The organism is Microbispora hainanensis (assembly GCF_006874475.1).
Taxonomy (GTDB): Bacteria; Actinomycetota; Actinomycetes; order Streptosporangiales; family Streptosporangiaceae; genus Microbispora; species Microbispora hainanensis.
The window spans coordinates 25,660-49,128 of record NZ_VIRM01000048.1 but is presented as its reverse complement, the minus strand read 5'-3'; the positions used below and the strand labels follow the sequence as shown (position 1 = coordinate 49,128).

Sequence of the window (23,469 nt, the reverse complement as noted above, 5' to 3'; positions counted from 1 at the left end):
CTGGTGTCCGTCGCGTCAGCCGCCCCAGGCTGAGATGACCGAGACCGCCTGCCAGAGGGTCAGCCGGGGGTCGCAGAAGCTGCTGTAACGGTCGCCGACGTGGTCGAAGCCGCTCTCGTCGGCGACGCATTCGGTGACGTCGTCCGGTGTGGTCTCCAGATGGAGGCCGCCGGGCACGCCGTCCGCGCTCTCGACCGCGGCCACGAACTCGCGGACCTCCCGTTGCATGGTCGGCACGACGCGCGTCTTGTGCCCCGACGGGGTGACCAGCGTGTTCCCGTGCATGGGGTCGCAGAGCCAGATGACCGGGTGCCCGGCGGACCTGACGGTCTCGACGAGCGGCGGCAGGGTGTAGGCGACCTGGTCGGCGCCCATCCGGGAGATCAGCGTGAGCCTGCCCGGCTCTCGTTCGGGGTCGAGCCGCTCGCACAGGGCGAGCAGCTCGTCCTTGGTCGTCTTCGGGCCGACCTTGCAGGCGACCGGGTTGGTGACCTCGGACAGCAGCGCGACGTGCGCGCCGTCCACCTGCCGCGTCCGCTCGCCGACCCAGGGCCAGTGCGTCGAGCCGAGGATCAGCCGTCCCGACCCGTCCCTGCGGAGCATGGGGACCTCGTAGTCGAGGAGCAGCGCCTCATGGCTCGTCCACACGGGCGGGTCGATCGGCGACCGGACGGACGAGCCGCGCCAGGCGAGGTGGTCCATGATGTCGCTGGCCGCCATGTAGCCGGTGAGGATCCGCAACGGATCGGGCTGCCTGCTCTCGGCCGTCGGCTCCGGGCCGTTGACCAGGTGCCCGCGGAACGCCGGGAGGGTGAGGTCGCCGACCTTCTCCATCGGGCTGGAACGCGGCTTGGAGAACTGGCCGCCGATGCGGCCGACTCTCAGCACGGGCTTGTGTGTGATCATCTTGAGGGCGCCGGCCAGCACGTCCAGCGCCGCGGACTTGCGGCTCACGTGCTCCGGTGTGCATTCCTCCGGGTTCTCCGCGCAGTCCCCGGCCTGTACGACCAGGGAGATTCCCGCGGCGACCTCCGCGAGGAGGGCGCGCAGCGTGCGCACGTCCGCGGGCCTGACGAGCGGGGGCCGGGAGGCGAGCACTTCCTTGACGCGCTGGACCTGCGAGACATCGCTCCACTCCGGCTGCTGCAGCGCGGCGTCCAACCGGATGGCGGGCATCACGTCATCCACGGTTCTCCATGGGGGTCGAGGCGCTCTCGGCGCCGTCGTCGTCGCCCGGCCGGGGGACGGCTGGGGTCGTCCGGTGGCCGCCGCCGTTCCACGGCAGGCGGCGGGCGTCAGGTGGGGATTCCCTCACGCCTGATCTCGGGCACGGGGATGCCCAGCGCGCGCAGCTGCTCGAACGGGTTCATGAACTCGCGCTGCAGCTTGATCTTCCCGTTCTCCAGTTGGAAGGAGTGCAGGAAGTGGTTCCTGTAGTGGCCTTCGGGGTAGCCGGGGAAGCGGATGGCGCCTTCGCCGTCGCACTCGACCCAGAAGAAGTTCGGGTCGTGCGTCTCGAAGATCTGGATGTTGGTCCAGACCCAGTCGGGGAAGCACTTCAGCGACCAGACGGCGTGCTCGCCGAGGCGGTCGCGGCCGCGGATCGCGATCGGCTGCCCGGTGTCGTTGGTCCACAGGCCGCCGACGCCGTCCTCGGTGAACAGCAGGTGCCGCCGCAGCCGGTCCTCGCCTCTGGTGTTCATGTACTTCTCGACCGTCGCTCGGTTGATCTTCCGGAGTTCGATCTCTTCGTCGCTTCCCGGAAAGCGAGTCGTCTCTGACACGATGAACCCTCCAACAGATACCGATTAATGGCGATATTTCACCCTGTTACTTTCGAATCAGGGCACCTCCGTCGATTTCATAGCGGACTGGTGAAGCCATTCGCCGTCACGCCGAGAAAGCGGCCGGCACCATGCTCGCGAGCTGTTTCCATTCCTCCGATCTCTGCAGCACGACCGCGCGGACGAGCGGCATGCAATGGGAGGGAATCGCCTCAGCGATCTCCTTCCACTGGGCCGGTCCCACCTCGGTGGCGAGGAGCATCCGCAGCAGCAGCCGCCCCGACTCGGTCGCCCGCAGCGACGGGTCACGCGCGAGCTTGCGCAGCATGACCACCGTCTCCGCGCTCTCCCCCGCCCCGCGGCCCGGCCTCGTCTCGCCCCTCCGGCGGCTTCCCCCGGGCCGGCGGCGGGCTTCTCCCACCCGCCGGACGGCCCCGGACGGGACGTCCGCGTCCTGGTCCCGCGCCGGCGGCGTCGTGCCGCGCGGCCCGGCGCCGGACCCCTCCCTGGCGCGAAGCCGTTCCGGGATCGGGTCCTGCCCGCGGCCGAGCCGCTCGCGTACGTCGCGGACCGTGCCCACCGAGAGCCCCGTCTTCCTGGACAGCTCGCGAAGGGAGATCTCCGAGTTGACCGCAAGCAGGGCGGCCGCGCTGCGTCGCCCCTCGATGCTGCTGAGCGGCCTGGACCTCCCGTCACGGCCCACGCGGGAGTGCTGCAGCCCCTCCTGCCCGTCGAGCCGGCGGCGAACCGTGGCCACGGTCTTCGCGCTCAGCCCCGTGCTCTCGGCCACCGCCCGGTCCGACCAGTGCGGATGGGAGGCGAGGATGCGCCGGGCCGCCTCCTTTCGTTCGTCGAGCGTCAGAGGCAGTCCGTGGCCGACGTTGAGCCGGACCGACAGCACGAACGCGTCGGCCTCGCTTCCGTCGAAGAACCGGACCGCGATCTCGTTCCTGCCCTTCAGCACGGCGGCGCGCAACCGGTGCATGCCGTCGATCACACGCATCGTCGGCCGGTGCACGAGGAGCGGATCGAGGGCGCGGTCCGTCTCCGCGAGCAGCCGGACATGCGCCGGGTCCTCAGGTCGCTTGCGCGGCGAGAGCGAGGACGTGAGGTGGCGGACGGGGACGATCTCCCAGGGCAGGTGGCGCAGATCCGCCACGTCGGGAAGGCGGGTGGCGAGTACGCGATCGGCGTCGGCTGCGGTGTGAAGTGACACTGCGGGACCTTCCTTGAAGGAACAAGGGCGAGGCGATTTCTTCACAGGAGCTCAACTCGGGTTCAGCCTATGTTCCGGCTAATTGCGATGCCAGAGCAGCGGGGGCCCATTCCTGGCTAGTTATCCACTGAATTCGATATCGACCTCATCGCCCCAGGCGGGACCGCGACGCGCCGTTCACGTGTCTCGATACCGGCATAAGGCGGAAATGAGCCGGACGGCATTGATCGCCTGCTTCGCAGAGCCATCCACCGCGCTCAGGGGGCGACCCGTTCGGGCGGATCCGTACGAGCCGAATCCACGGGTCCCGGACCACACGGCCGGTCCCCGCGCACGCATTTCACCCTGACCGGACGCCGATTTCGGTCGCGATCATCTATTTTCGGAACGGCGAGAAAGTCTGGGCGGTCGCTATGAGGATAGGATGCACCTCGGACGGCGACCGGCCGGTGTGCCTCACGCCGGAGAGGCACCCCTCGGTGAGCCTTCCCGTCATGTAGGTTCAAACGAACCGGCAACAATAATCAGTACGGGCACTCAAGGCTCCTTGTCAAACCTGCGTTCGTCCTCTCACTCATATGACGAACCGCGACGGTGAAAGGTGACCGATGAACGACCAGGCCCAATTGGCCGAGCACTTCGACCGATCGCGAGGGCATCTGCGAGGCGTCGCGTTCCGCATGCTGGGCAGCGCCGACGAGGCCGACGACGCGGTGCAGGAGACCTGGCTGCGCGCCTGCCGCGCCGACTCCGGCTCCGTCGACAACCTGACCGCCTGGCTGACGACGATCACCGGGCGGGTCTGCCTCGACATGCTGCGCTCCCGCACCCGCCGGCGGGAGGACCTCGCCGACCTGACCGAGCTCGACATGCTGGCTCCCCACGACGAGACCAGCGACCCGGCCGACGAGGCGGTGCTCTCCGACTCCGTCGGTCTCGCCCTGCTCGTGGTCCTCGACACGCTCGGCCCCGCCGAGCGCGCCGCCTTCGTGCTGCACGACCTGTTCGCCGTGCCGTTCGACGAGATCGCCATGATCGTGGAACGCACTCCGGCGGCCGCCAAGAAGCTGGCGAGCCGGGCCCGCCGCCGGGTGCACGGCTCGGCCGACATCCCCTACTCCGACCTCGCCAGGCAGCGCGCGGTCGTGGACGCCTTCCTGGCCGCCTCCAGAGCGGGCGACCTCGACGCGCTGCTGGCGGTGCTGGCTCCCGACGTCGTGCGCCGGGCGGACTACGCGGCCCTGCGCGGGCAGGCCAAGGCGCCGGCGGAGGTGCGGGGCGCACGCGCCGTCGCCGAGGAGACGCGCACCAACATCCGCAGGGCCCGCTTCGCCTGGCCCGCTCTCGTCAACGGCGCCGTGGGGGCGGTGATCGCGCCGCGCGGACGCCTGCTGCTCGTCCTCGAGATCGGCGTGGTCGGCGATCGCATCGCGTCCATCGACGTCATCGGCGATCCCGAACGCCTGAAGGAGGTGCGGCTCGGCCTCGCCGACGTCCCGTCGCCGGTGGCGGCCCCGCCGTCCGACCCCCGTCCGCTGTCTCATGCGGGGCGGGTGAGCGGCGAAGGCCACCGGGAGGCGTCGTGATCGTGAACCCGCGGCTCGCCGTGCTCTACGTCGGCGACCAGGGCAGGACCCTGGAGTTCCTCACGGGGACGCTCGGCTTCGAGCTCGCGGCCGACGTCCCCCTGGGCGACGGGCGGCGCTGGGTCGAGGTGCGCCCGCCGGGCGCGCAGACGTGCGTGGCCCTCGCCGCCGTCGAGCCGGAGATCCTGGAGGCGCTCCACGCCCGTGCGGGGCGGATGACCCACGGCTGGTTCGACTGCGACGATCTCGACGCCACGTGCCAGGACCTGCACGCGCGGGGAGTGGAGATCGTCGTGGCGCCGCAGGCCACCCCCTGGCGGGAAAACGGCCGGTGGGCGCAGATCCGCGGTCACGACGGCAACCTGTACGGGCTGACGGAGCGGGGCGGCTGAACCGCGGGCGGCACCGGACGCGTTCGGCAGGGCGCAGGTGGTCAACTGTGTGTTTTCCTCAGATGCACGGCCCTCAGATGTACGGCCTGCCCTCAGATGCGCGGCCCGCCCGCCTCCCCGGCGCCGCGGGCCCGTCAAAGGTGGGGCACCTCGCAGCGCACCTGCGCCTTCGCCCTGGCGTCGATCCCGCGCACTCCCTCCTCGGTGAGCCCGGTCACCGAGGCGATGTCGGCGTACGCGAGCCCGAACCCGTGACGCAGCATGAACACCGTCCGCTCCTCCTGGTCGAGCATGCCGAGGACGGTCGCGAGGGCCGCGGAGACCGACTCGGCCATCTTCAGATCGGGCTCGCCGCGCAGGGGCTCCGGCAGCCATGGGCCGATGTGCTCCTCACCGTTGGCCTGGGCGGCCCGCAGACGGGTGAGCGCCAGCACGGAGACCAGCCCGACGAGCGCGTCCGGGGAACCCGCCGAAGGGTCACCCTGACCGGCCAGCCAGCGGGTCCGAGCCTCCTCGACCACCCGCGTGGCCTCCCCGGCGTCGCCGAGCATGCTGCGGGCCACCTCGTGGAGCAGTGCGGCGTGTTCCTCGAAGGCCTGGGACGCGCGGCGCCGATCTTCGGCCGGCCGTTCCGGGTTACGCTCCATACACCCTCCTCGTAATCGTGGTCCGGCGTCCGGACCACGACTACCGGTCCGATAACTGGCCCTCGCCATTCGCCGGGAACACCTACAGGAACGGCGCCGACGAGCCCTGCGCCCCGCGCTTCGGCGGTTTCTTCCCGACCCGCAACTTACACCCCGAAAACCGGTGCGCCCAGATTTGTTTTCCTGTCTTTCACCCCGCGATCCCGGCGAGACGCCCTCTCACCTTTCCCATTAAGACGAACGCCGCCCGCGAAATGAGACACAGGAACGGCCGGTGAATTCTCGATGCAATCCCGATGTCACGTTCCGGCCCCTCGGGAACGTCTTTCTTTTGGCGGCCCGATTCGCGGGACCCCCTCCGCGCCGCACCGTCGCCGCCTCTCCCAGTCCGCACTTCGAGGGAGCATCTGATGGTCTTCACACCGGACGCCTCCTACACCGATCCCAGCGCGTGGCGGATCGCCATGGACGCCAGCGAGGGAACGCTGTCGATGACGACGTCGAAGGGGCCGCGGCTCCTGCACGAACTCCCCTGTTTTCACGGGTCCTTCTATCTGCGCCCCGTCGGGCTCCTGGCGGGGTTCACGCTGCAGTTGCCGCTGCCGGTCTACCCGTCGTGGCTGCGGGAGGACGAGGCGCCCGTGCTCTTCTGGGAGTCCGTCGACCTGGAGGCCCAGGACCCTCCGAACCAGGTCCTGGGGAACGCGCGGCTGCGACTGGGCAGGCGGGAGGTCTCCGCGGCCGTGTCCGGCCTGTGCACGGAGGTCCCGGTCGGTCACTCCGGCCGCCCCTATCTGAAGATCGTGCTGGAGACCGTGTTCCCCTCGGTGAGCCTGCGCTGGCCGGTCGAAGCATGGCAGCGGCTGCGGCCGGTGACGCTCAAGCTGCTCACCGAGATCCGTCCCGCCGACCCGCAGGAGTCGCAGTGGGCGGTGCCGGAGCAGTGGGATCCCTGACCCTGCCGGTTCGGCCCGGCCCGGCCCGGCCCGGATCACGACGGTGCGGGCCCGGAGGAACCCCTCCGGACCCGCCCGCACGAGAGCGGTCAGCGCGTCAGCGCGCGGCCCTGTCCCTCCGGCAGTGCGCCCTGTCCCTCCGGGAGCGCGGCCTGCCCGTCCTCGTCGTGCGGATGACCGTTGACCGGCGGAATCTTCTCCCCGCCGTACGCTCTGGACATCCGCAGGCGCAGTCTGCCGAGCGGCCCGCGCAGCCCCTTGGGGGGCACGGTCTCGTCGTACGCCAGCACCGGCACCGGTTCCCTGCCGCGCAGGTGCGCCTCGATGTCCTCGGCCGGCCGCGAGTGGACTTCGACGTATCCGCCGTTGGGCAGCCGCTTGATCACCCCCGACTCCACGCCGTGCGCGAGCACCGCGGCGTCGGAGCGCTGCAGCCCCAGGCAGACGCGGTAGGTGATCGCGTAGGCCAGGGCGGGCGCGACGAACACGAGGATCCGCCCGGCCCAGGTGGTCGTGTAGAGATCGATGCGGAAGTTGGCCGAGATGATGTCGTTGCCGCCGAACAGCCAGAGCACGCCATAAAAAGCGATGACCGCCATGCCGATCGAGGTGCGGTGCGGGTTGTTGCGCGGCCGGTCCGCGAGGTGGTGCTCGCGGTGGTCACCGGTGATCCACCGTTCGATGAACGGATAGAGCGCCATGCCGACGACGACGAGGCCCAGCGGCACCAGCGCCGGGATGACCACGCTGAGCGGGATCGTGCCCGCCTCGGCGGTGCCGAAGAGGTTGATCTCCCAGGCGGGCATGATGCGCAGCGCCCCTTCGAGGAAGGCCAGGTAGAAGTCGGGCTGCGAGCCGGCCGAGACGTCGGCGGGCGAGTACGGCCCGTACAGCCAGACGGGGTTGATCTGCGCGAACGTGCCGAGACCGGCGATCACGGCGAACGTGAACAGGAAGAACGCTCCCGACTTCGCCATGAAGGCCGGATAGAAGGGCGCACCGACCACGTTGCGGTTGGTCCGGCCCTTGCCCGGAAACTGGGTGTGCTTCTGCACCCACATGAGGATCAGGTGCGCGGTGACCAGCGCCAGGATCAGGCCGGGCAGGAGCAGGATGTGGATCGAGTAGAAGCGGGAAATGACGTCCTCGCCCGGATACTCGCCTCCGAACAGGAAGAAGTTGAGGTAGGTGCCGACCACGGGCAGCCCGATGACCACGCCCTGGGTGACCCGGAGGCCGGCGCCGGACAGCAGGTCGTCGGGCAGGGAGTAGCCGGTCAGGCCCTCGAACAGCGCGATGGAGAGGATCACCACGCCGATGAGCCAGTTGAGCTCGCGCGGCTTGCGGTAGGCGCCGGTGAAGAAGACCCGCAGCGCGTGGGCCATCATGCCGCCGATGAAGACCAGGGCGGCCCAGTGGTGGATCTGCCGGATGAGCAGGCCGCCGCGGACGTCGAAGCTGAGCTTCAGCGTGGACGCGTACGCCTCGGACATCGTCACGCCCTTGAGCGGGGCGTACGTGCCGTCGTAGACGATCTCCCCCATGCTCGGCTTGAACCAGAACGTCAGGAAGGTGCCGGTCAGCAGCAGGATGACGAACGAGTACAGCGCGATCTCGCCGAGGAGGAACGACCAGTGGTCGGGGAAGATCTTGCGGATGTTGCGCCTGACGAAGCCGCCCGCGCCCAGGCGCTCGTCGAGGAAGGTGGCCGGCCCGGCGATGCGTCCGGGCACGGTTCTCAGTGCACTCAAGAGTGGCCTCCGTTCTCCCTGGCCCGCGCCTCCGCGTCGCCGCGCTCCCAGTAACCGGGACCGACGGGGGCGGGGAAGTCCCCCAGCGCGATGAGGTAGCCCTGTTCGTCGACGCCGATCGGCAGCTGCGGCAGCGGCCGGGCGGCGGGGCCGAAGACGACCCTGGCCCCGTCCGCGGCGTCGAAGGTGGACTGGTGGCACGGGCACAGGATGTGGTGGGTGGTCTGCTCGTACAGCGCGGCGGGGCAGCCCACGTGTGTGCAGATCTTGGAGTAGGCGACGATGCCGTCGTGCGTCCAGTTCGGGTTCGTGCCGGGCTTGAGCTCCTCCTCGCGGAACTTGATGAGGATCACCGTCGCCTTGGCCAGGACGTTCAGATCGTGTTCGTAGCCCTGCGGGACGACCGACAGGATGCCTCCGGGCGAGTTGAAGTCGGCCGCGCGGATCGGCTGGCCGGTGCCCTCGACGACGAGCCGCAGCGGTGTGCCGTCCTTGGTCTTCTCACCCCAGACCGTGTGCGCCAGCCGCCGGTGGAGTTGCGCGCCGGGCACACCGCTGGAGTCGAGGTCGCGCAGCAGCACCAGCGGGGCCAGGCCCAGCGGTGCCGCCGCGAGCAGCAGCGTGCGGCGCAGCAGCCGGCGTTTGACGATGCCGCTCTCCCCCGCGCCCTGCACGAATGTGGCCGCGACCTCGGCCCGCACGTCCTCGGGCGAGGCCATGGGGTGGCGCTGCTGGACCAGCTCGTACTTCGGCATGATCTGGCGCACCCAGATCACGATCCCCGCGGCCGGCGCGAGCAGCGCCAGGGTCAGCGTGCCGCCGAGCGCGACGTGCGAGGCGCCGGTCGCGCTCAGGCCGCCGGACTGGAAGTGGACGTAGGCCACGAGGAAGGCCACGAGGGCGGCGAAGGCGAGCGTGAAGCACAGCGCCGCGATGCGCTCCGCCCTGCGCGCCTTCCGTTCGTCCTGCGGAACGACGCCGGGGACGGCGTGCTCCTCGCCGTGGGAGTCGGATAAGGGCGTGTCCGATAAGGGCGTGCCGATGACGCGCGCGGGTGCCCGCCGCTCCGGCCGCCCGTTCTCGTGCTCGTTGTCTGTCATGGGAAAGTCGCTGCTCTCGCGGCCTGTCAGCCTGCGGCACGGATATGCCTGTTGCTCCTGGGTCGCCGGTCCGCGCCGACGCCGCCGAGCTTGTCCTGGTTGGCGATGATCCAGATCCGCGTGACGAGGCCGGCGCCGTCGACGTCGACCACGATGACGGCGATCGGCTCGCCCCCGGCGGTGATGAGCGCCGCGGGCCCGCCGTTGACGTCCACGATGGATCCGCTCCCGATGTCGCCGGCCGCCCCGGCCCCGGCGCCCGAGGGACGCAGCACGCGGCGCAGGCCGCACACGAGCAGCCGGGCGACCTTCGCCGCGCCCTCGACCGGGTTCCTGGCCACGCCGCGGCGGCCGTTCCCGTCGATGGACAAGGTGACCTCCGGGGCGAGCAGGTCGAGCAGCGCCCGCAGGTCGCCGCCCAGGCAGGCGGCCAGGAAGCGCTCGGTCACCCGCCTGCGGACCTCGCGGTCCTGCCGGAACCGGGGCCGCCGGGCGCGGACGTTCGAGCGGGCGCGGCGGGCGAGCTGCCGGACCGCGACCTCCGACCGGCCGACCACCGCCGCGATCTCGGCGAAGGAGAACTCGAACGCCTCCCGCAGCACGAACACGACCCGCTCCAGCGGGGAGAGGGTCTCCATCACCACGAGCATCGCCATGGAGACCGAGTCGGCCCGCTCGGCGCCCTCCTCGGTCGCGGGCCCGGTCGGCAGCGGCTCGGGCAGCCACTGCCCCACGTACGCCTCCCTGCGGGCCTTCGCCCAGCGCAGGCGGTCGAGGGCGAGCCTGGTCGCGACCTGGACGAGGAAGGACCGGGGGTCGGCGACGCGGGAGTGATCGACGCGGTCCCAGCGCAGCCACGCCTCCTGCACGATGTCCTCGGCGTCGGTCGCGCTGCCCAGCACCCGGTACGCCACCCCGAACAGCAGATCCCGGCTGCTTTCGAAGCTGGCGACCGCGGTGGGTTCCCCCTGGGTCACGGCGGGCATCTGGCCTCCTCGTCTCCGCTCCCCTATAGAGACGTGCCGGAGGCGCGAGACGTGACACGGGGGCGCCGGGCACACGGCCCTCAGAGATACGGACACGCAGGGAATCTCCACACATCGTCCATTTCGTGATGCTCACGGCTCTTGACCGTCCAACACAGCCGGGTATAAACACATACGAAACAACATCGAAACGGCGGTGAACCAACACGATGTACGCGGAGGAGCGGCAGCAGGAGATCCTGCGGGCGGCCCGCGACGCCGGCCGGGTCGACGTGGTGACGCTGGCCGAGCGGTTCGGCGTCACGACGGAGACGATCCGCCGCGACCTGACCGCGCTGGAGCGCGCGGGCGTCCTGCGGCGCGTGCACGGCGGCGCGATCCCGGTCGAGCGCCTGGGGTTCGAGCCCGCGCTGGCCGCCAGGGACGAGGTGATGACGGCCGAGAAGGAGCGCATCGCCAAGGCCGCCCTGGCCGAACTCCCCGAGGACGGCTCCGTGGTCATCGACGCGGGCTCCACCACGAGCCGGCTCGTGCAGGCGCTGCCCCCGGACCGCGAGCTCACCGTCGTCGTGAACTCGCCTCCGCTGGCCACGGTGCTCGCGGCCCGCCCCAACCTGACCGTGCTCATGCTGGGCGGCCGGGTGCGCGGCCGGACGCTGGCGACCGTGGAGGACTGGGCCATCCAGCAGTTGTCGCAGCTCAACGTCGACGTGGCCTTCATGGCCACCAACGGCTGCTCGGTGGCCAAGGGCCTGACCACGCCCGACCCGGCCGAGGCGGCGATCAAGCGGGCGATGATCGCCTGCGCCGACCGCGCCGTCCTGCTGGCCGACCACACCAAGTTCTCCGGCACCTACCTGGCGCGCTTCGCCACGCTCGCCGAGATCGACGTCGTCATCACCGACACCGGGCTCGACGCCGACCAGGCCGCCGCGCTGGCCGCCGCCGGGCCGGAGGTGGTGCGGGCGTGATCCTCACCCTGACCCTCAACCCCAGCCTCGACCGCACGATCGAGGTCGGCGCGCTGACGCGCGGGGCCGTCATCCGGGCGGCCGACACCCACCTCGACCCCGGCGGCAAGGGCGTCAACGTCTCACGTGCCCTGCTGGCCAACGACGTCCGCTCGTGCGCGGTCATCCCGTACGGCGGCAGCGAGGGGCGGCGGCTCCTCGACCTGCTGTCGGCCGAGGGCATCGACATGATCCCCGTGCCGGTCGCGGGACCCACCAGGTCCAACGTCGCGATCGCCGAGCCCGACGGCACCGTCACCAAGGTGAACGAGCCGGGCACCGCGCTGACCCCCGCCGAGCTCGACACGCTGGCGGGCGCCGTGCTCGACGCCGCCCGGTCGGCCGACTGGGTGGTCGCCTCGGGCAGCCTCCCGCCCGGTGTGCCGGTGGACGTCTACGCCGGGCTGTGCCGCCGGTTCGCCGACGCCGGCATCAACCTGGCGGTCGACACGAGCGGCCCCGCCCTCGTGTGCGCGGTGAACGCCGGCCCCGCGCTCGTCAAGCCGAACCGCGACGAGCTCGCCGAGGCCACCGGCACGGCGATCACCTGCGTCGGCGACGTGCTCGACGCGGTCGGCAAGCTGCGCGCCATGGGCGCGCGGTCGGTCCTGACCAGTCTGGGGGCGGACGGCGCGCTGCTGGTCGAGGACGACGACCAGGTCTGGTACGGCGAGTGCGCGGTCGGGGAGCCGCGCAGCAGCGTGGGCGCGGGCGACGCCCTGCTGGCGGGCTTCCTCGCCGCGGGGGCCCGCGGCGCGACGGCCCTCGCCGAGGGCCTCGCCTGGGCCGGCGCGGCCGTCGGGCTGCCCGGCAGCCGGATGCCCGGCCCGGCCGACATCGATCGCACACACGTCCGGATCGGTCCCCCCGACCCGGCCCGGCAGCTCATACCCGGGGGATGAGCGCCACCTCCACCAACCGGCCAGCCAGGCCGGTCGCCCCCTGAAGGAGCACGTCAATGGCCACGCCCTATACCCCCACTGTCACCGGCACCGGTGTGCGGGCCACGATCCAGCGTTTCGGCGGCCATCTCGCCGGGATGATCATGCCCAATATCGGCGCCTTCATCGCCTGGGGTCTCATCACGGCCCTGTTCATCCCGACCGGGTGGCTGCCGAACAAGACACTCGCCGAGCTCGTCGGCCCGATCATCAGCACCCTCCTCCCCGTTCTCATCGGCTACACCGGCGGCCGGATGGTCCACGCCCAGCGCGGCGCGGTCGTCGGCGCCGTCGCCACGATGGGCGTGGTCGTCGGGGCGGACGTCCCGATGTTCCTCGGCGCGATGATCGTCGGCCCGCTGGCCGCGCTGATCCTCAAGTACGTGGACCGGTTCACCGCCGAGCGCACCAGGGCCGGTTTCGAGATGCTGGTCGACAACTTCACCGCCGGCATCGTCGGCGCCGTCATGGCGATCGCCGGCGTGCTCGCCATCGGCCCGATCGTGGAGAAGGTCACCGAGGTGGCGGGCGGCGGCGTCGAGTGGCTCATCACCCACTCGCTCCTGCCGATCGCCTCGGTCATCATCGAGCCGGCCAAGGTGCTGTTCCTCAACAACGCGATCAACCACGGCGTGCTCGGGCCGCTGGGCGTCGCCGAGTCGGTCAAGCACGGCAAGTCGATCCTGTTCATGCTGGAGTCCAACCCCGGCCCGGGCCTCGGTCTGCTGATCGCCTATCTGCTGTTCGGCCCGCGGTCGCTGCGTCCCAGCACCCCGGCCGCCATGATCATCCACTTCTTCGGCGGCATTCACGAGATCTACTTCCCGTACGTGCTGATGAAGCCGCGGCTGATCCTCGCGGTGATCGCCGGTGGCGCCTCGGGCGTGCTCACCTTCCTGGTCACCGGGGCGGGGCTGGTCGCGACGCCGTCGCCGGGCAGCATCTTCGCCTACATGGCCGTGACCCCGAAGGGCGGCTGGTTCGGCGTGATCGCGGGCATCGTGATCGCGACGGCCGTCTCCTTCGCCGTCGCCGCCGCGCTGCTGGGCTTCGGCCGCGCCAACGGCGACCGGGCGGACGACGCGGCGCAGGCCGCCACCCCGAACAACACCGGTGACACCGCCATCATGAGCGACGAGAACCGCGACACAACCGGCGAGACGGCGGCCGAGAACGTGCCCGCCACCAAGGAGGCGTAGAACCGTGCCGAGCATCGAGGGCAAGGACGTCCGCAAGCTCATCGTGGCCTGCGACGCGGGCATGGGCAGCAGCGTCATGCTGGCGAGCACGCTGCGCAAGCAGCTCAAGGGCACCCCGGTCAGCGTGGAGCACACCCCGGTCAACTCGATCCCCGGGGACGCCGACGTGATCGTGTGCCACACCGGGCTGGCCGGCCGGGCCAGGGCGAGCGCCCCCGGCGTCGTGCTGGTGCCGTTCCAGGTCTTCATCGGCGACCCGGCCGTGACGCGGGTCGTCACCGCCATCAAGAACGGGGGCACGATCGATGGCTGACCGGGCCGGCACGGCCCCGCTCCCCCTCGATCCCCGCGCCGTACGGACGGCCGCGACCGCGGCGGACGTCGAGGACGCCATCCGGCAGTGCGGGGCGGTCCTCCAGGAGGTCGGCGCCGTCGACGGGAGCTACATCGAGGCCATGCTCGAACGCGAGCGGTCGATCTCCACGTACGTCGGCGAGGGCGTCGCGATCCCGCACGGCACGCTGACCTCGAAGGAGGCGGTCCGCCACGACGCCATCTGCGTGCTGCGCTTCCCTGAGGGCGTCGACTGGCACGGCGAGCACGTGACGGTGTGCGTCGGCATCGCGGCCCGCGGGGACGGCCACCTGCGGCTGCTGGCGGAGCTCGCCCAGATCCTGCTCGACCCGGACCGCGCCGCGGCCCTGCGCGCGGCCACCGAGGCCGACCAGGTCATCCAACTTCTGCAACCGGACGGAGAGGAAGACTCCGAGTGAAAGTCGCCCGTTTCCATGCTCCTGGGGACATCCGCCTGGAGGAGGTGCCCGAGCCCGTCGCCCGCCCCGGCGAGGTCAAGATCCGCGTACGCAACTGCTCGACGTGCGGCACGGACGTGAAGATCTACCGGTTCGGGCACCACCACATCAGGCCGCCCCGGGTGATGGGCCACGAGATCGCCGGGGAGATCGTGGAGCTCGGCGAGGGCGTCACCGGCTGGAGCCCGGGCGACCGGGTGCAGGTGATCGCCGCGATCCCGTGCGGCCAGTGCGAGGAGTGCCGCCGGGGTCACCTCACGGTCTGCCCCAACCAGGAGTCGATGGGCTACCACTACGACGGCGGCTTCGCGCAGTACATGGTCGTGCCGGCCAAGGTGCTCGCCGTGGACGGGCTCAACCGCATCCCCGACGGGGTCGGGTTCGCCGAGGCGTCCCTCGCCGAGCCGCTCGCCTGCGTGCTCAACGGGCAGGAGCTGGCCCGCGTCGGCGAGGGCGACGACGTGGTCGTCGTCGGCTCGGGCCCGATCGGTTGCCTGCACGTGCGGCTGGCCCGCTCGCGCGGCGCGGCCCGGGTGTTCCTCGCCGACCTGAACGCCGAACGCCTCGCCATGGCCGCCGACCTCGTACGGCCGGACGCGGCGATCTGCTCGGGCGAGACCGACCTCGTGGACGAGGTGCTCAAGCTGACCGGGGGCCGGGGCGCCGACGTGGTGATCACGGCGGCGGCCTCGGGTGCGGCCCAGCAGCAGGCGTTGCAGATGGCGGCGCGGCAGGGCCGGATCAGCTTCTTCGGCGGACTGCCGAAGGACGACCCGATCATCGCCTGCGACTCCAACCTCGTGCACTACCGCGAGCTGACCATCGTCGGCGCCAACGGGTCGAGCCCGGCGCACAACGCCCGCGCCCTGGGGCTCATCGCCGAGGGGGCGGTGCCGGTCGCCGACCTGATCACCCATCGCCTCGGCCTGGACGAGGTCATGGACGCCATCGACGTCGTCGCCCGCGGCGCCGCCATCAAGGTCACCATCGAGCCGTGAAATCGAGCCCTGAAAACGAGCCCTGTAACCGAGCCCTGTAACCGAGCCCTGAGAGGAACGCGATGCCGGAAAGGACAGTGACGGTCGCCTCGCGCTCCGGCCTGCACGCCCGACCCGCCAAGATCTTCGTCGAGGCGGCGGCGCGGCAGACGGTGCCCGTCCGCATCCGTGTGGGCGGCGGGAAGGCCGTCCCCGCCAACAGCATGCTGGGCGTGCTGACCCTCGGCGCCGAGCACGGCACCGAGGTCACCCTGGAGGCCGACGGTCCGGGAGCGGAGGAGGCCCTCGCCGCCCTCGCGGACCTGCTGTCCCGCGACCTCGACGCCGAAGGGGCCGCGGGGGCCGCCTGACCCCGATCGCCGGGCCCGCCCACCGATGAACGGCGGTGGCGTGGCCGCCGTGCTCCCCTTCGTGGAGACTGGGAGCGCGGAAGGGAGGAGCGGGCGATGACGGCGGCGGAAACCGGCGGGCACGAGGAGCCATGCTTCCTGCACCGGCAGCCCGCGCCCGCGCTGCGTCCGCTGGTCGCGTGGTACAGCGGCTACCGCGAGGCCGGAGTCCCGCCGGCCACGCACCGCGGCCTGCCGTCGCCCTACCTGACGATGATCGTCGCGCTCGACGACCCGCTCGTCGTCGCGGCACACCCCGATCCGCGCACCCCGCCCGGGTCGTACGACACGCTGGTCGGCGGGCTGCACACCAGCCCCGCGCTGATCACGCACGACGGGCGGCAGTCGGGCGTGCAGCTCGCGCTGACGCCGCTCGGCGCGCGGGCCCTGCTCGGGCTGCCCGCCGGGGAGCTGTCCGGGCTCGACCTGGACGGCGCCGAGGTGCTCGGCAGGCTGGCGGGCGAGCTGCGCGAACGCCTGCTGGAGGCGCCCGGCTGGGACGAGCGCTTCGCGGTCCTCGACGCGGTCCTGTCCCGGCAGGCCCGCCCCACCCGGGCGCACCCGGCCGAGGTGGCGCGGGCCTGGCGGCGGATGCTGACCTCCGGCGGGCAGGTCACCGTGTCCGGTCTCGCCCGCGAGACGGGCTGGAGCGCCAGGCACCTCAACGGCCGTTTCCGGGAGGAGATCGGCCTGTCCCCCAAGGAGGCGGCGCGGGTCGTGCGGTTCGACCGGGTCCGGCGTCTGCTCCAGAAGGCGGCGGTGTCCGGGCGGCGGCTAACGCTGGCGGACGCGGCCGCGAAGTGCGGGTTCTACGACCAGGCGCACCTCGCCCGCGAGTTCGGCGCCCTCGCCGGCTGCTCCCCCAGCCGGTGGCTGGCCGAAGACGGCGTGCAGTTCCGAAACGTCCAAGCCGGGCAGGGGGACGGCTCGCCAGACTCGGTGGCATGAACGACACCACACCGGCACCACAGGTCTGGCCCACGCTGCGGGCCAGGGACGCACGCGCCCTGATCGCCTTCCTCGCCGAGGCGTTCGGCTTCGAGGAGACCGCCGTGTACGGCGAGGGCGACCGGGTCGACCACGCCCAGCTCTCCTGGCCGCACGGCGGCGGGATCATGCTGGGCTCGGTCCGCGACACACCCGACGACAAGTGGAGCCTCACGCCCGGCTCGTTCGGCGCGTACGCCGTGACCGACGACCCCGACGCGTTGTTCGCGCGGGCCACCGCCGCGGGAGCGCGGGTCGTCCAGGAGCCGCACGACACCGACTACGGCTCCCGCGAGTTCGCCGTACGCGACATCGAGGACAACCTCTGGTCGTTCGGCACCTACCGCGGCGAGCCGCGCAAGGCCGCCGGGAAGCCCACGACCGCCGACACGAATACCCCGGCAAAAAGCGGAAAGGGGGGTCTTGAAGAGGAAAAACACCTCATTTGAGATCAGATAGCGAGAGGAGCCGTCCCATGACGGACGTGTCGAGCAAGGGACCGGAGCCCGGAGACGAGCGCCCGGTGCTGACCAACCGTCAAGGGCACCCGGTCTACGACAACCAGAACCAGCGGACGGTCGGCGCGCGCGGCCCGGCCACTCTCGAGAACTACCAGTTCCTGGAGAAGATCAGTCACTTCGACCGGGAGCGCATCCCGGAACGGGTGGTGCACGCGCGCGGCACGACGTCGTACGGCTTCTTCGAGGCGTACGGCATGTGGGGCGACGAGCCGATCTCCCGCTTCACGAGGGCGAAGCTGTTCCAGGAGGCCGGCAAGCGCACCGACGTCGCGGTGCGGTTCTCGACCGTGATCGGTGGGCGTGACTCCTCCGAGTGCGCCCGCGACCCGCGTGGCTTCGCCGTGAAGTTCTACACCGAGGACGGCAACTGGGACCTCGTCGGGAACAACCTCGCGGTGTTCTTCATCCGCGACGCCATCAAGTTCCCCGACGTGATCCACGCGCTGAAGCCCGACCCGGTCACGTTCCGGCAGGAGGCGAACCGGATCTTCGACTTCATGTCGCAGACGCCCGAGAGCATGCACATGCTCGTCAACCTGTTCAGCCCGCGGGGCATCCCGGCGGACTACCGGCACATGCAGGGCTTCGGGGTGAACACCTACAAGTGGGTGAACGAGCAGGGCGACACCATGCTCGTGAAGTATCACTGGATGCCCAAGCAGGGGGTCAGGAGCATGACGGCCGAGGACGCCGCCCGCATCCAGGCCCACGAGCTGGGCCACGCCACGAAGGACCTGCACGACGCCATCGAGCGCGGCGACCATCCGGAGTGGGAGCTGCTCGTCCAGATGATGAGCGACGACGAGCACCCCGAGCTGGACTTCGACCCGCTCGACGACACCAAGGTCTGGCCGGAGGACGTCTTCCCGGCCAAGCCGGTCGGCCGGATGGTCCTCGACCGCAACGTGGGCAACGTCTTCGCCGAGAACGAGCAGATCTCGTTCGGCACCGGCGTCCTCGTCGACGGGCTGGACTTCTCCGACGACAAGATGCTGGTGGGCCGCACGTTCTCCTACAGCGACACCCAGCGCTACCGCGTCGGGCCGAACTACCTGCAACTGCCGGTCAACCAGGCCAAGAACGCCGACGTGCGGACCAACCAGCGCGACGGCTTCATGACCTACCACCAGGATCGGGCGGGCGAGAACCCGCACGTCAACTACGAGCCGTCCATCACCGGCGGGCTGCGCGAGGGACAGTTCCCGACGCACGACGAGCAGGGCCCCCAGATCGTCGGCAGGCTCACCCGCAAGCGCATCCCGCGGACCAACGACTACAAGCAGGCGGGCCAGCGCTACCTGCTCATGGAGCAGTGGGAGCGCGACGACCTGGTGGAGAACCTGACCGCCAAGCTGTCGGAGTGCGACCGGCCCATCCAGGAGCGCATGGTCTGGCACTTCCTGCTGGTCGAGGACGACCTCGGGCTGCGCGTCGGCGAGGGGCTCGGCATCACGCCGGACGACGTCAAGCACCTGGAGCCGCTGGCGAGCCAGGACCTGACCGACGAGGACAGGGAGCGCCTGGCCGACCTCGGCAAGAACGGCCCGCGCGACGTCTCGGGCCTGAAGATGACGCACTGCGTCCCCGACGAGCGGGCCACCGTACCCGCCACGTGAGATCGGCCGTGCGAAGCAGGGCCCGGCCCGGAGCTTCCGAGCCGGGCCCTGGCACGTCCGCACCCGCGTGGGCCGCTACCCTACGGGAAGGCTGCGATGTTGAGGAGTGTGCGACTATGCGCGTTATTGATGCTTTCCGTGCGGCGTACGGTGGCGAGCCCGCCGGGGTCTGGCACGCGCCCGGCAGGGTCAACCTGATCGGGGAGCACACGGACTACAACGACGGCTTCGTGCTGCCGTTCGCGGTGCCGTGGGGCGTCACCGCCGCCGTCAGCCCCCGCGAGGACCTCACCGTCCGGATCTCCTCGCTCCAGGCCCCCGGCAAGGAGCAGGTGCTGGAGGACGTCGAGCGGGCCGAGGGCTGGGCCCGCTACCCCGCCGGGGTCGTCGCGACCCTGCGCGGTGCCAGACTGCCGGTGCGCGGCGCCGACATCGTGATCGACGGCGACGTGCCCAAGGGCGCCGGGCTGTCCTCCAGCGCGGCGCTGGAGGTCTCCGTCGCGCTCGCCCTGAACGACCTGTACGGCCTGGGCCTGGAGCCGATGGAGCTGGCCAGGCTGTGTCAGAAGGCCGAGAACGAGTTCGTCGGCATGCCGTGCGGGATCATGGACCAGGCGGCCTCGGTGCTGAGCGAGGAGGGGCACGCGCTGTTCCTCGACTGCCGCTCGCTGGCCAGCCGCGCCGTGCCGTTCGACCTGTCGGCGTACGGCATGCAGATCCTCATCATCAACACCGGTGTGCACCACGAGCTGGCCGACGGGCAGTACGCCAAGCGGCGCCAGGACTGTGAGAACGCGGCCAAGCACCTCGGCGTCCCGTCGCTGCGGGACGTCACCGACCTCGCCGCGGCCCTGGCGAAGCTCAGCGGCGACGAGCGGGCCCGCACCCAGCACGTCGTCACCGAGAACCACCGGGTGGAGGCCGTCATCGGGCTGCTGCGCGCGAAAGCCGTACAGGAGATCGGCGCCCTGCTGAACGCCTCGCACCTGTCTCTCCGGGACCAATACCAGGTCTCCTGCCCCGAGCTGGATGTGGCGGTGGAGGGCGCGATCAAGGGCGGTGCGCGCGGGGCTCGGATGACCGGCGGCGGCTTCGGCGGCTCGGCCATCGCGCTGGTCGCCGACGACCGGGTTGACCGGGTGCGCTCCACCGTGGAGCAGGCCTACGCCGAGCGCGGCTGGGCCGCGCCGACGTTCCTGCCGGCCACCCCGGCGGCCGGCGCCCACCGCATCCGCTGACGCCCGATCAGACCAGGGCGGTCAGACCAGGGCGGTCAGATCCGGGCGATCAAACCAGGGGCGGGAAGTCCGGCGGCCGGCGTTCGAGGAAGCTCGCCACTCCCTCCGCGAAGTCCGGCCGCCGGAACGACTCCGTCATCAGCCGCACGGCCTCGTCCCTGGCCTCGTCGAGACCCGCCTGCCAGCCACCCCAGATCTGCCGCTTGATGATCGCCATCGAGGCGGGCGAGCACTGGGTCGCCAGTTCCTTCGCGTACGCGACGGCCTCGGCGAGCAGCCGCTCCCCCGGCACGGCGCGTACGGCGAGGCCCATGGCGCACGCCTCCGCGCCGGTGAAGACCCGGCCGGACAGCAGCAGGTCCATCGCCCGCGCCTGCCCGGCCAGCCGGGGCAGGATCCAGCCGAGGCCATACTCGGCGACGAGCCCGCGCCGGGAGAACGCCGTCGTCCACTTGGCGTCGTCGGCGGTGACGACCACGTCGCAGACGAGCGCGTGGACCATTCCCAGACCGGCGCACGCGCCGTTGACCGCCGCGACCACCGGCGTGCGCAGGGTGGTGGGGAACGTGTTGGGCCGGGGATCCTGCTCGTCGGCGTACTCGCCGGACTGGATGGCCGTCAGGTCCGCGAAGTCGGCCCCGGCGCAGAAGCCCTTCCCCGCGCCGGTCACCACGATCGCCCGTACGGACGGGTCGCGGTCGGCCTCCTCCAGCAGGTCGAAGTAGCGCCGTCCCATCTCGGCGGTCCAGGCGTTCAGCCGTTCCGGCCGGTTGAACGTCAGGATCCGCACGCCCCCGTCGTCCTCGGACAGCACCACCATCGCACGCACTCCCCTTCACCCGAACTATGTTCTACACAGTTCTACACGGTTCTACGCCAGGGGAGGGCGGTGGACGTAGGCCGGCGTGAGCGGTACGTCCTCGTAGTAGCGGTGGAAGACCGGCGTCGCGGCGCCGGACATGGGCGGCACGATCCACGACCAGTCCGCCGGGCAGACGCGCCCGCTGCGCTCCTCCCGCTCGAGATGGGTCAGGAAGCGCCGCGCCTCGGTGTGGTGGTCGGTGATGGTGACGCCCTCCTCGGCGAAGGAGTACAGCACGGCGACGTTGAGCTCCACCAGCGCCTGGTCGCGCCAGAGCGTGCGGTCGTGGGAGGTGTCGAGGCCGAGCCCCTCGGCGACCACCGGAAGCTGGTCGTAGCGGTCCCGGTCGGCGAGGTTGCGCGCGCCGATCTCGGTGCCCATGTACCAGCCGTTGAACGGCGCGCACGGATAGGTGACCCCGCCGATCTCCAGCGACATGTTCGAGATCGCGGGCACGGCGTGCCACTTCAGCCCCAGGCCGGCGAACCACGGGAAGGCCGGGTGCCGGAGCGGCACCTCAAGGACCACCTCGCCCGGCACCTCCCGCATGACCAGGGCGCCCTTGGCCTCCACGACCAGCGGCAGGACGTCGAACCTCGTGCCCTCCCCCCGCCAGCCCATCCGCAGGGCCCGCTTGGTGATGTCCGCGTTCGCCGGGTCGCCGAGGACCGAGCCGTCCTCGCGCGTGTAGCCGGCATACCGGATGAGCTGGTCGTTGAGGATCCGCGGCGCCCGCTCGCCCGGCCGGTCGGGGGCGAACACCGTGATCGTGGGGCGGATCCTGCCCCTCCCGGTGGCCGCCCTGAGATGTTCGACGCACTCCTCGGCAACGCCGTCGGCGGTGTCCACGTGCCGCCGGTCGCGCACCTGCAGCGACTTCCAGTAAAGCCGCCCGATGCATCTGTTGCTGTTGCGCCACGCCACCCGCGCGCCGAAGGTCAGCTCGCTCGTGGTGTGCGTGTACGTCCCGGTCTGGTCGATCTCCCCGAGGACCTCCCGGAGCCGGAGATCCACCGGGCCCGCCTCAGGATTCTCCGCATGATGGAGCCGGATGAAGTTCTCCGCCTCCCGCCTGTCGATCTCCTCCCCGCGCTCCCGTACGGGGGCGGGGGTCTTCCCGTCGGTCTTCTCCCCGCATGCCCGCACGGGCGCCGGGGTCTTCTTCGTCTTCCGCCAAGTCAGCACGACCGCCACACACTTCGCGCTCACGAGCGTCCCGCACCGGTTCCGGGCCGGCGGCGACACCCTTCCGCAGTGGCCCTCACCCCACTGCGCCGTCGTGGTCCGCGGCAGCCGCGGCCCGTACGGCCACGGCGATCACATTTTCCGCGATGTCCCCGGATTTGTCCGCCAAATCCACACACCGGCCGCTTCAGATCTCCAGCACCGCAAGGCTCTCCCCTACTCGTGCGGTCGCCGGATGGTCTCGGCCGAAGCGACGGCACAACGCGTCGTACAGCTCGGCGATCGTAAGGTGGGCACCGGCGAGGTCACCGGATCGCCTTTCCATCTCGCCGATCTGACGGCGCAGCTCCAGCGTCCGCTGGTCGCCGGCCGGACAGGCACGCTGCTGGTCCGCGAGCAGGTCACGCAGCAGACGAAGGGCCAGATCGCTGTCGTCCAGGTGCGCCTGGCGCATGGCCTCCTGCATGCGGCACTGGAACGTCCGCTCGTCGTCAGGCCCGCAGCGCCGAGCCAGGTCGGGAGCGAGCCGGTTATAGGCGGCAGCGGCGCGCAGGTAATCACCGTCTTCGAAGAGCGCATTCGCCAGCCGTGTCCGGAGATCCAGCACCTCGGGGTCGTCGGCACCATAGATCGCACCGGCCGGCTCGGCCACCGAGGCGTGGCGGTGAACGTGCCGATCTTGGCCTCCTCGCCGCTGGTGACGACGGTGAGCGCACGCTGTGGAAGAGTTTCTGATTTCCCCTACGGATGTCGGTGCGGCACTGCTCCACGTAGTCGCGGATCTGGTTCACCGCGCCGGTCAGGTCGCCTCTCCGAGCACCGACGGCTCCTCGTGGCCGGTGGCTGGCTGTCGCTGCTGGCCGCGACCTGTCTCATCGATCTACGTCGGTTCCCGGCAGCCGCGGCGCGGCTTCGCACCGCCGCCCAGTTCGCCAAGGACACCGAGCACCAGGAGATCGCGGCGTGGCGCCTGGAGACGGAGGCATGGCAGCTCCTTACCACCGGTGACTACCGGCGAGCGCTGGAGCTCGCCGCCGACCAACCCGAAGAGGCCGGGCACGCGGCCCTCACCGCGATCACGAGTGGGCTCCTGGTGCCCTCGAACTACTGGCGTGCGGCCGAGGTGATCAGAGCATTGGAAGCGCGATGCCTACCTGAGGCCGCCGAGCTGCACGAGGCGTATCAAGAACTCTGCAGCCGCTGAACAGCCATAGCCACGCGTCCTTCGGCCCCGCGCCTGGCCCTTGGCGGAGAATAGTCAAGCCCTGTGGTCGTCTCTTGATTGCTGGCTGG

General features: G+C 71.1%; 25 protein-coding genes. 15 read left to right on the top strand and 10 right to left on the bottom strand.

The annotated features are described in order from the left end of the window. Window positions 1-15: 15 nt before the first annotated feature. The 3 genes from FLX08_RS30340 to FLX08_RS30330 form a co-directional block, all read right to left on the bottom strand. On the bottom strand, window positions 16-1,188 hold the full coding sequence (locus FLX08_RS30340; protein WP_208761753.1) for a 3-deoxy-7-phosphoheptulonate synthase: 1,173 nt from the start codon (window positions 1,186-1,188) through the stop codon (window positions 16-18). Window positions 1,189-1,295: 107 nt separating this feature from the next. Continuing rightward, on the bottom strand, window positions 1,296-1,784 hold the full coding sequence (locus FLX08_RS30335) for a PhzA/PhzB family protein (protein ID WP_142623686.1): 489 nt from the start codon (window positions 1,782-1,784) through the stop codon (window positions 1,296-1,298). Between the two features lie 106 nt (window positions 1,785-1,890). Next, window positions 1,891-3,000, bottom strand: a complete 1,110-nt coding sequence (locus FLX08_RS30330) for a ParB/RepB/Spo0J family partition protein (RefSeq protein ID WP_244313010.1) — start codon at window positions 2,998-3,000, stop codon at window positions 1,891-1,893. 608 nt (window positions 3,001-3,608) lie between these two features. On the opposite strand from FLX08_RS30330, the gene FLX08_RS30325 reads away from it, so the two are divergent. Continuing rightward, window positions 3,609-4,586, top strand: coding sequence for a sigma-70 family RNA polymerase sigma factor (locus FLX08_RS30325; RefSeq protein WP_142623684.1), 978 nt, complete (start codon window positions 3,609-3,611; stop codon window positions 4,584-4,586). After that, window positions 4,583-4,978 carry a VOC family protein gene (locus tag FLX08_RS30320; protein ID WP_142623683.1) on the top strand — a complete coding sequence of 132 codons (396 nt, stop codon included), beginning with the start codon at window positions 4,583-4,585 and terminating at the stop codon, window positions 4,976-4,978. Before FLX08_RS30325 ends, FLX08_RS30320 begins: the two co-directional genes overlap by 4 nt. A 134-nt stretch (window positions 4,979-5,112) precedes the next feature. Here FLX08_RS30320 and FLX08_RS30315 read toward each other — a convergent pair whose 3' ends face one another. Next, complete coding sequence (locus FLX08_RS30315) at window positions 5,113-5,625, bottom strand: sigma factor-like helix-turn-helix DNA-binding protein (RefSeq protein WP_167530623.1); 513 nt, start codon at window positions 5,623-5,625, stop codon at window positions 5,113-5,115. Window positions 5,626-6,035: 410 nt separating this feature from the next. Between FLX08_RS30315 and FLX08_RS30310 the strand changes: the two genes are divergently transcribed. Then, window positions 6,036-6,581, top strand: coding sequence for a hypothetical protein (locus tag FLX08_RS30310; RefSeq protein ID WP_142623681.1), 546 nt, complete (start codon window positions 6,036-6,038; stop codon window positions 6,579-6,581). An 89-nt stretch (window positions 6,582-6,670) separates the two neighbouring features. On the opposite strand, the gene qcrB is transcribed toward FLX08_RS30310, so the two are convergent. The 3 genes from qcrB to sigJ are packed head-to-tail and all read right to left on the bottom strand — an operon-like array spanning window position 6,671 to window position 10,418. After that, window positions 6,671-8,332, bottom strand: a complete 1,662-nt coding sequence (gene qcrB, locus FLX08_RS30305; protein WP_244313009.1) for a cytochrome bc1 complex cytochrome b subunit — start codon at window positions 8,330-8,332, stop codon at window positions 6,671-6,673. Beyond that, window positions 8,329-9,432 carry a cytochrome bc1 complex Rieske iron-sulfur subunit gene (gene qcrA / locus FLX08_RS30300; protein WP_142623680.1) on the bottom strand — a complete coding sequence of 368 codons (1,104 nt, stop codon included), beginning with the start codon at window positions 9,430-9,432 and terminating at the stop codon, window positions 8,329-8,331. The genes qcrB and qcrA overlap by 4 nt, the downstream gene beginning before the upstream one ends. 26 nt (window positions 9,433-9,458) lie before the next feature. Further along, a complete protein-coding gene (gene sigJ, locus FLX08_RS30295; RefSeq protein WP_142623679.1) occupies window positions 9,459-10,418 on the bottom strand; it encodes an RNA polymerase sigma factor SigJ in 960 nt (319 codons plus the stop codon). A gap of 209 nt (window positions 10,419-10,627) precedes the next feature. Here sigJ and FLX08_RS30290 point away from each other — a divergent pair, with 209 nt between their 5' ends. The 11 genes from FLX08_RS30290 to galK all read left to right on the top strand — a co-directional run bounded on the left by FLX08_RS30290 (window position 10,628) and on the right by galK (window position 20,129). Continuing rightward, the gene (locus FLX08_RS30290; RefSeq protein WP_142623678.1) at window positions 10,628-11,389 is read left to right on the top strand and encodes a DeoR/GlpR family DNA-binding transcription regulator; all 762 of its coding nucleotides are present in this window, start codon (window positions 10,628-10,630) and stop codon (window positions 11,387-11,389) included. Then, entirely contained in the window at window positions 11,386-12,330 is a 945-nt protein-coding gene (pfkB, locus tag FLX08_RS30285) for a 1-phosphofructokinase (RefSeq protein WP_142623677.1), read from the top strand. The genes FLX08_RS30290 and pfkB overlap by 4 nt, the downstream gene beginning before the upstream one ends. 56 nt (window positions 12,331-12,386) lie before the next feature. After that, window positions 12,387-13,568, top strand: a complete 1,182-nt coding sequence (gene mtlA / locus FLX08_RS30280) for a mannitol-specific PTS transporter subunit IIC (RefSeq protein ID WP_142623676.1) — start codon at window positions 12,387-12,389, stop codon at window positions 13,566-13,568. A 4-nt stretch (window positions 13,569-13,572) separates the two neighbouring features. Beyond that, a complete protein-coding gene (locus FLX08_RS30275; protein WP_142623675.1) occupies window positions 13,573-13,881 on the top strand; it encodes a PTS lactose transporter subunit IIB in 309 nt (102 codons plus the stop codon). Then, the gene (locus FLX08_RS30270) at window positions 13,874-14,341 is read left to right on the top strand and encodes a PTS mannitol transporter subunit IIA (protein ID WP_142623674.1); all 468 of its coding nucleotides are present in this window, start codon (window positions 13,874-13,876) and stop codon (window positions 14,339-14,341) included. Before FLX08_RS30275 ends, FLX08_RS30270 begins: the two co-directional genes overlap by 8 nt. Further along, window positions 14,338-15,378: a zinc-dependent dehydrogenase gene (locus tag FLX08_RS30265; protein ID WP_142623673.1), complete on the top strand. Its 1,041-nt coding sequence runs from the start codon at window positions 14,338-14,340 to the stop codon at window positions 15,376-15,378. The genes FLX08_RS30270 and FLX08_RS30265 overlap by 4 nt, the downstream gene beginning before the upstream one ends. Window positions 15,379-15,440: 62 nt before the next feature. Continuing rightward, window positions 15,441-15,728, top strand: a complete 288-nt coding sequence (locus FLX08_RS30260) for an HPr family phosphocarrier protein (protein WP_142623672.1) — start codon at window positions 15,441-15,443, stop codon at window positions 15,726-15,728. Window positions 15,729-15,824: 96 nt separating this feature from the next. Then, window positions 15,825-16,715, top strand: coding sequence for a helix-turn-helix domain-containing protein (locus FLX08_RS30255; protein ID WP_142623671.1), 891 nt, complete (start codon window positions 15,825-15,827; stop codon window positions 16,713-16,715). Beyond that, window positions 16,712-17,203, top strand: coding sequence for a VOC family protein (locus tag FLX08_RS30250; protein ID WP_142623670.1), 492 nt, complete (start codon window positions 16,712-16,714; stop codon window positions 17,201-17,203). The genes FLX08_RS30255 and FLX08_RS30250 overlap by 4 nt, the downstream gene beginning before the upstream one ends. Window positions 17,204-17,229: 26 nt before the next feature. Beyond that, window positions 17,230-18,891 (top strand): catalase, encoded by a 1,662-nt coding sequence (locus FLX08_RS30245; RefSeq protein WP_142623669.1) that lies wholly within the window; start codon window positions 17,230-17,232, stop codon window positions 18,889-18,891. Window positions 18,892-19,007: 116 nt separating this feature from the next. Further along, window positions 19,008-20,129, top strand: a complete 1,122-nt coding sequence (gene galK / locus FLX08_RS30240; RefSeq protein WP_142623668.1) for a galactokinase — start codon at window positions 19,008-19,010, stop codon at window positions 20,127-20,129. Window positions 20,130-20,178: 49 nt separating this feature from the next. Here galK and FLX08_RS30235 read toward each other — a convergent pair whose 3' ends face one another. The 3 genes from FLX08_RS30235 to FLX08_RS30225 all read right to left on the bottom strand — a co-directional run bounded on the left by FLX08_RS30235 (window position 20,179) and on the right by FLX08_RS30225 (window position 22,828). Continuing rightward, window positions 20,179-20,949, bottom strand: a complete 771-nt coding sequence (locus tag FLX08_RS30235) for an enoyl-CoA hydratase-related protein (RefSeq protein ID WP_142623667.1) — start codon at window positions 20,947-20,949, stop codon at window positions 20,179-20,181. A 51-nt stretch (window positions 20,950-21,000) separates the two neighbouring features. Then, on the bottom strand, window positions 21,001-22,200 hold the full coding sequence (locus FLX08_RS30230; RefSeq protein WP_244313008.1) for a nitric oxide synthase oxygenase: 1,200 nt from the start codon (window positions 22,198-22,200) through the stop codon (window positions 21,001-21,003). Window positions 22,201-22,363: 163 nt separating this feature from the next. After that, on the bottom strand, window positions 22,364-22,828 hold the full coding sequence (locus FLX08_RS30225) for a hypothetical protein (protein ID WP_142623666.1): 465 nt from the start codon (window positions 22,826-22,828) through the stop codon (window positions 22,364-22,366). Window positions 22,829-23,008: 180 nt separating this feature from the next. On the opposite strand from FLX08_RS30225, the gene FLX08_RS30220 reads away from it, so the two are divergent. Further along, window positions 23,009-23,380 carry a hypothetical protein gene (locus FLX08_RS30220; protein ID WP_142623665.1) on the top strand — a complete coding sequence of 124 codons (372 nt, stop codon included), beginning with the start codon at window positions 23,009-23,011 and terminating at the stop codon, window positions 23,378-23,380. Window positions 23,381-23,469: the final 89 nt, after the last annotated feature.

Bases quoted from the DNA above. Each gene is read 5' to 3' on its own strand.
- FLX08_RS30325 (WP_142623684.1), top strand. From the start codon at position 3,609: ATGAACGACCAGGCCCAATTGGCCGAGCACTTCGACCGATCGCGAGGG.
- FLX08_RS30315 (WP_167530623.1), bottom strand. From the start codon at position 5,625: ATGGAGCGTAACCCGGAACGGCCGGCCGAAGATCGGCGCCGCGCGTCC.
- FLX08_RS30310 (WP_142623681.1), top strand. From the start codon at position 6,036: ATGGTCTTCACACCGGACGCCTCCTACACCGATCCCAGCGCGTGGCGG.
- qcrA (WP_142623680.1), bottom strand. From the start codon at position 9,432: ATGACAGACAACGAGCACGAGAACGGGCGGCCGGAGCGGCGGGCACCC.
- sigJ (WP_142623679.1), bottom strand. From the start codon at position 10,418: ATGCCCGCCGTGACCCAGGGGGAACCCACCGCGGTCGCCAGCTTCGAA.
- FLX08_RS30290 (WP_142623678.1), top strand. From the start codon at position 10,628: ATGTACGCGGAGGAGCGGCAGCAGGAGATCCTGCGGGCGGCCCGCGAC.
- mtlA (WP_142623676.1), top strand. From the start codon at position 12,387: ATGGCCACGCCCTATACCCCCACTGTCACCGGCACCGGTGTGCGGGCC.
- FLX08_RS30270 (WP_142623674.1), top strand. From the start codon at position 13,874: ATGGCTGACCGGGCCGGCACGGCCCCGCTCCCCCTCGATCCCCGCGCC.
- FLX08_RS30260 (WP_142623672.1), top strand. From the start codon at position 15,441: ATGCCGGAAAGGACAGTGACGGTCGCCTCGCGCTCCGGCCTGCACGCC.
- FLX08_RS30255 (WP_142623671.1), top strand. From the start codon at position 15,825: ATGACGGCGGCGGAAACCGGCGGGCACGAGGAGCCATGCTTCCTGCAC.
- FLX08_RS30250 (WP_142623670.1), top strand. From the start codon at position 16,712: ATGAACGACACCACACCGGCACCACAGGTCTGGCCCACGCTGCGGGCC.
- FLX08_RS30245 (WP_142623669.1), top strand. From the start codon at position 17,230: ATGACGGACGTGTCGAGCAAGGGACCGGAGCCCGGAGACGAGCGCCCG.
- galK (WP_142623668.1), top strand. From the start codon at position 19,008: ATGCGCGTTATTGATGCTTTCCGTGCGGCGTACGGTGGCGAGCCCGCC.
- FLX08_RS30235 (WP_142623667.1), bottom strand. From the start codon at position 20,949: ATGGTGGTGCTGTCCGAGGACGACGGGGGCGTGCGGATCCTGACGTTC.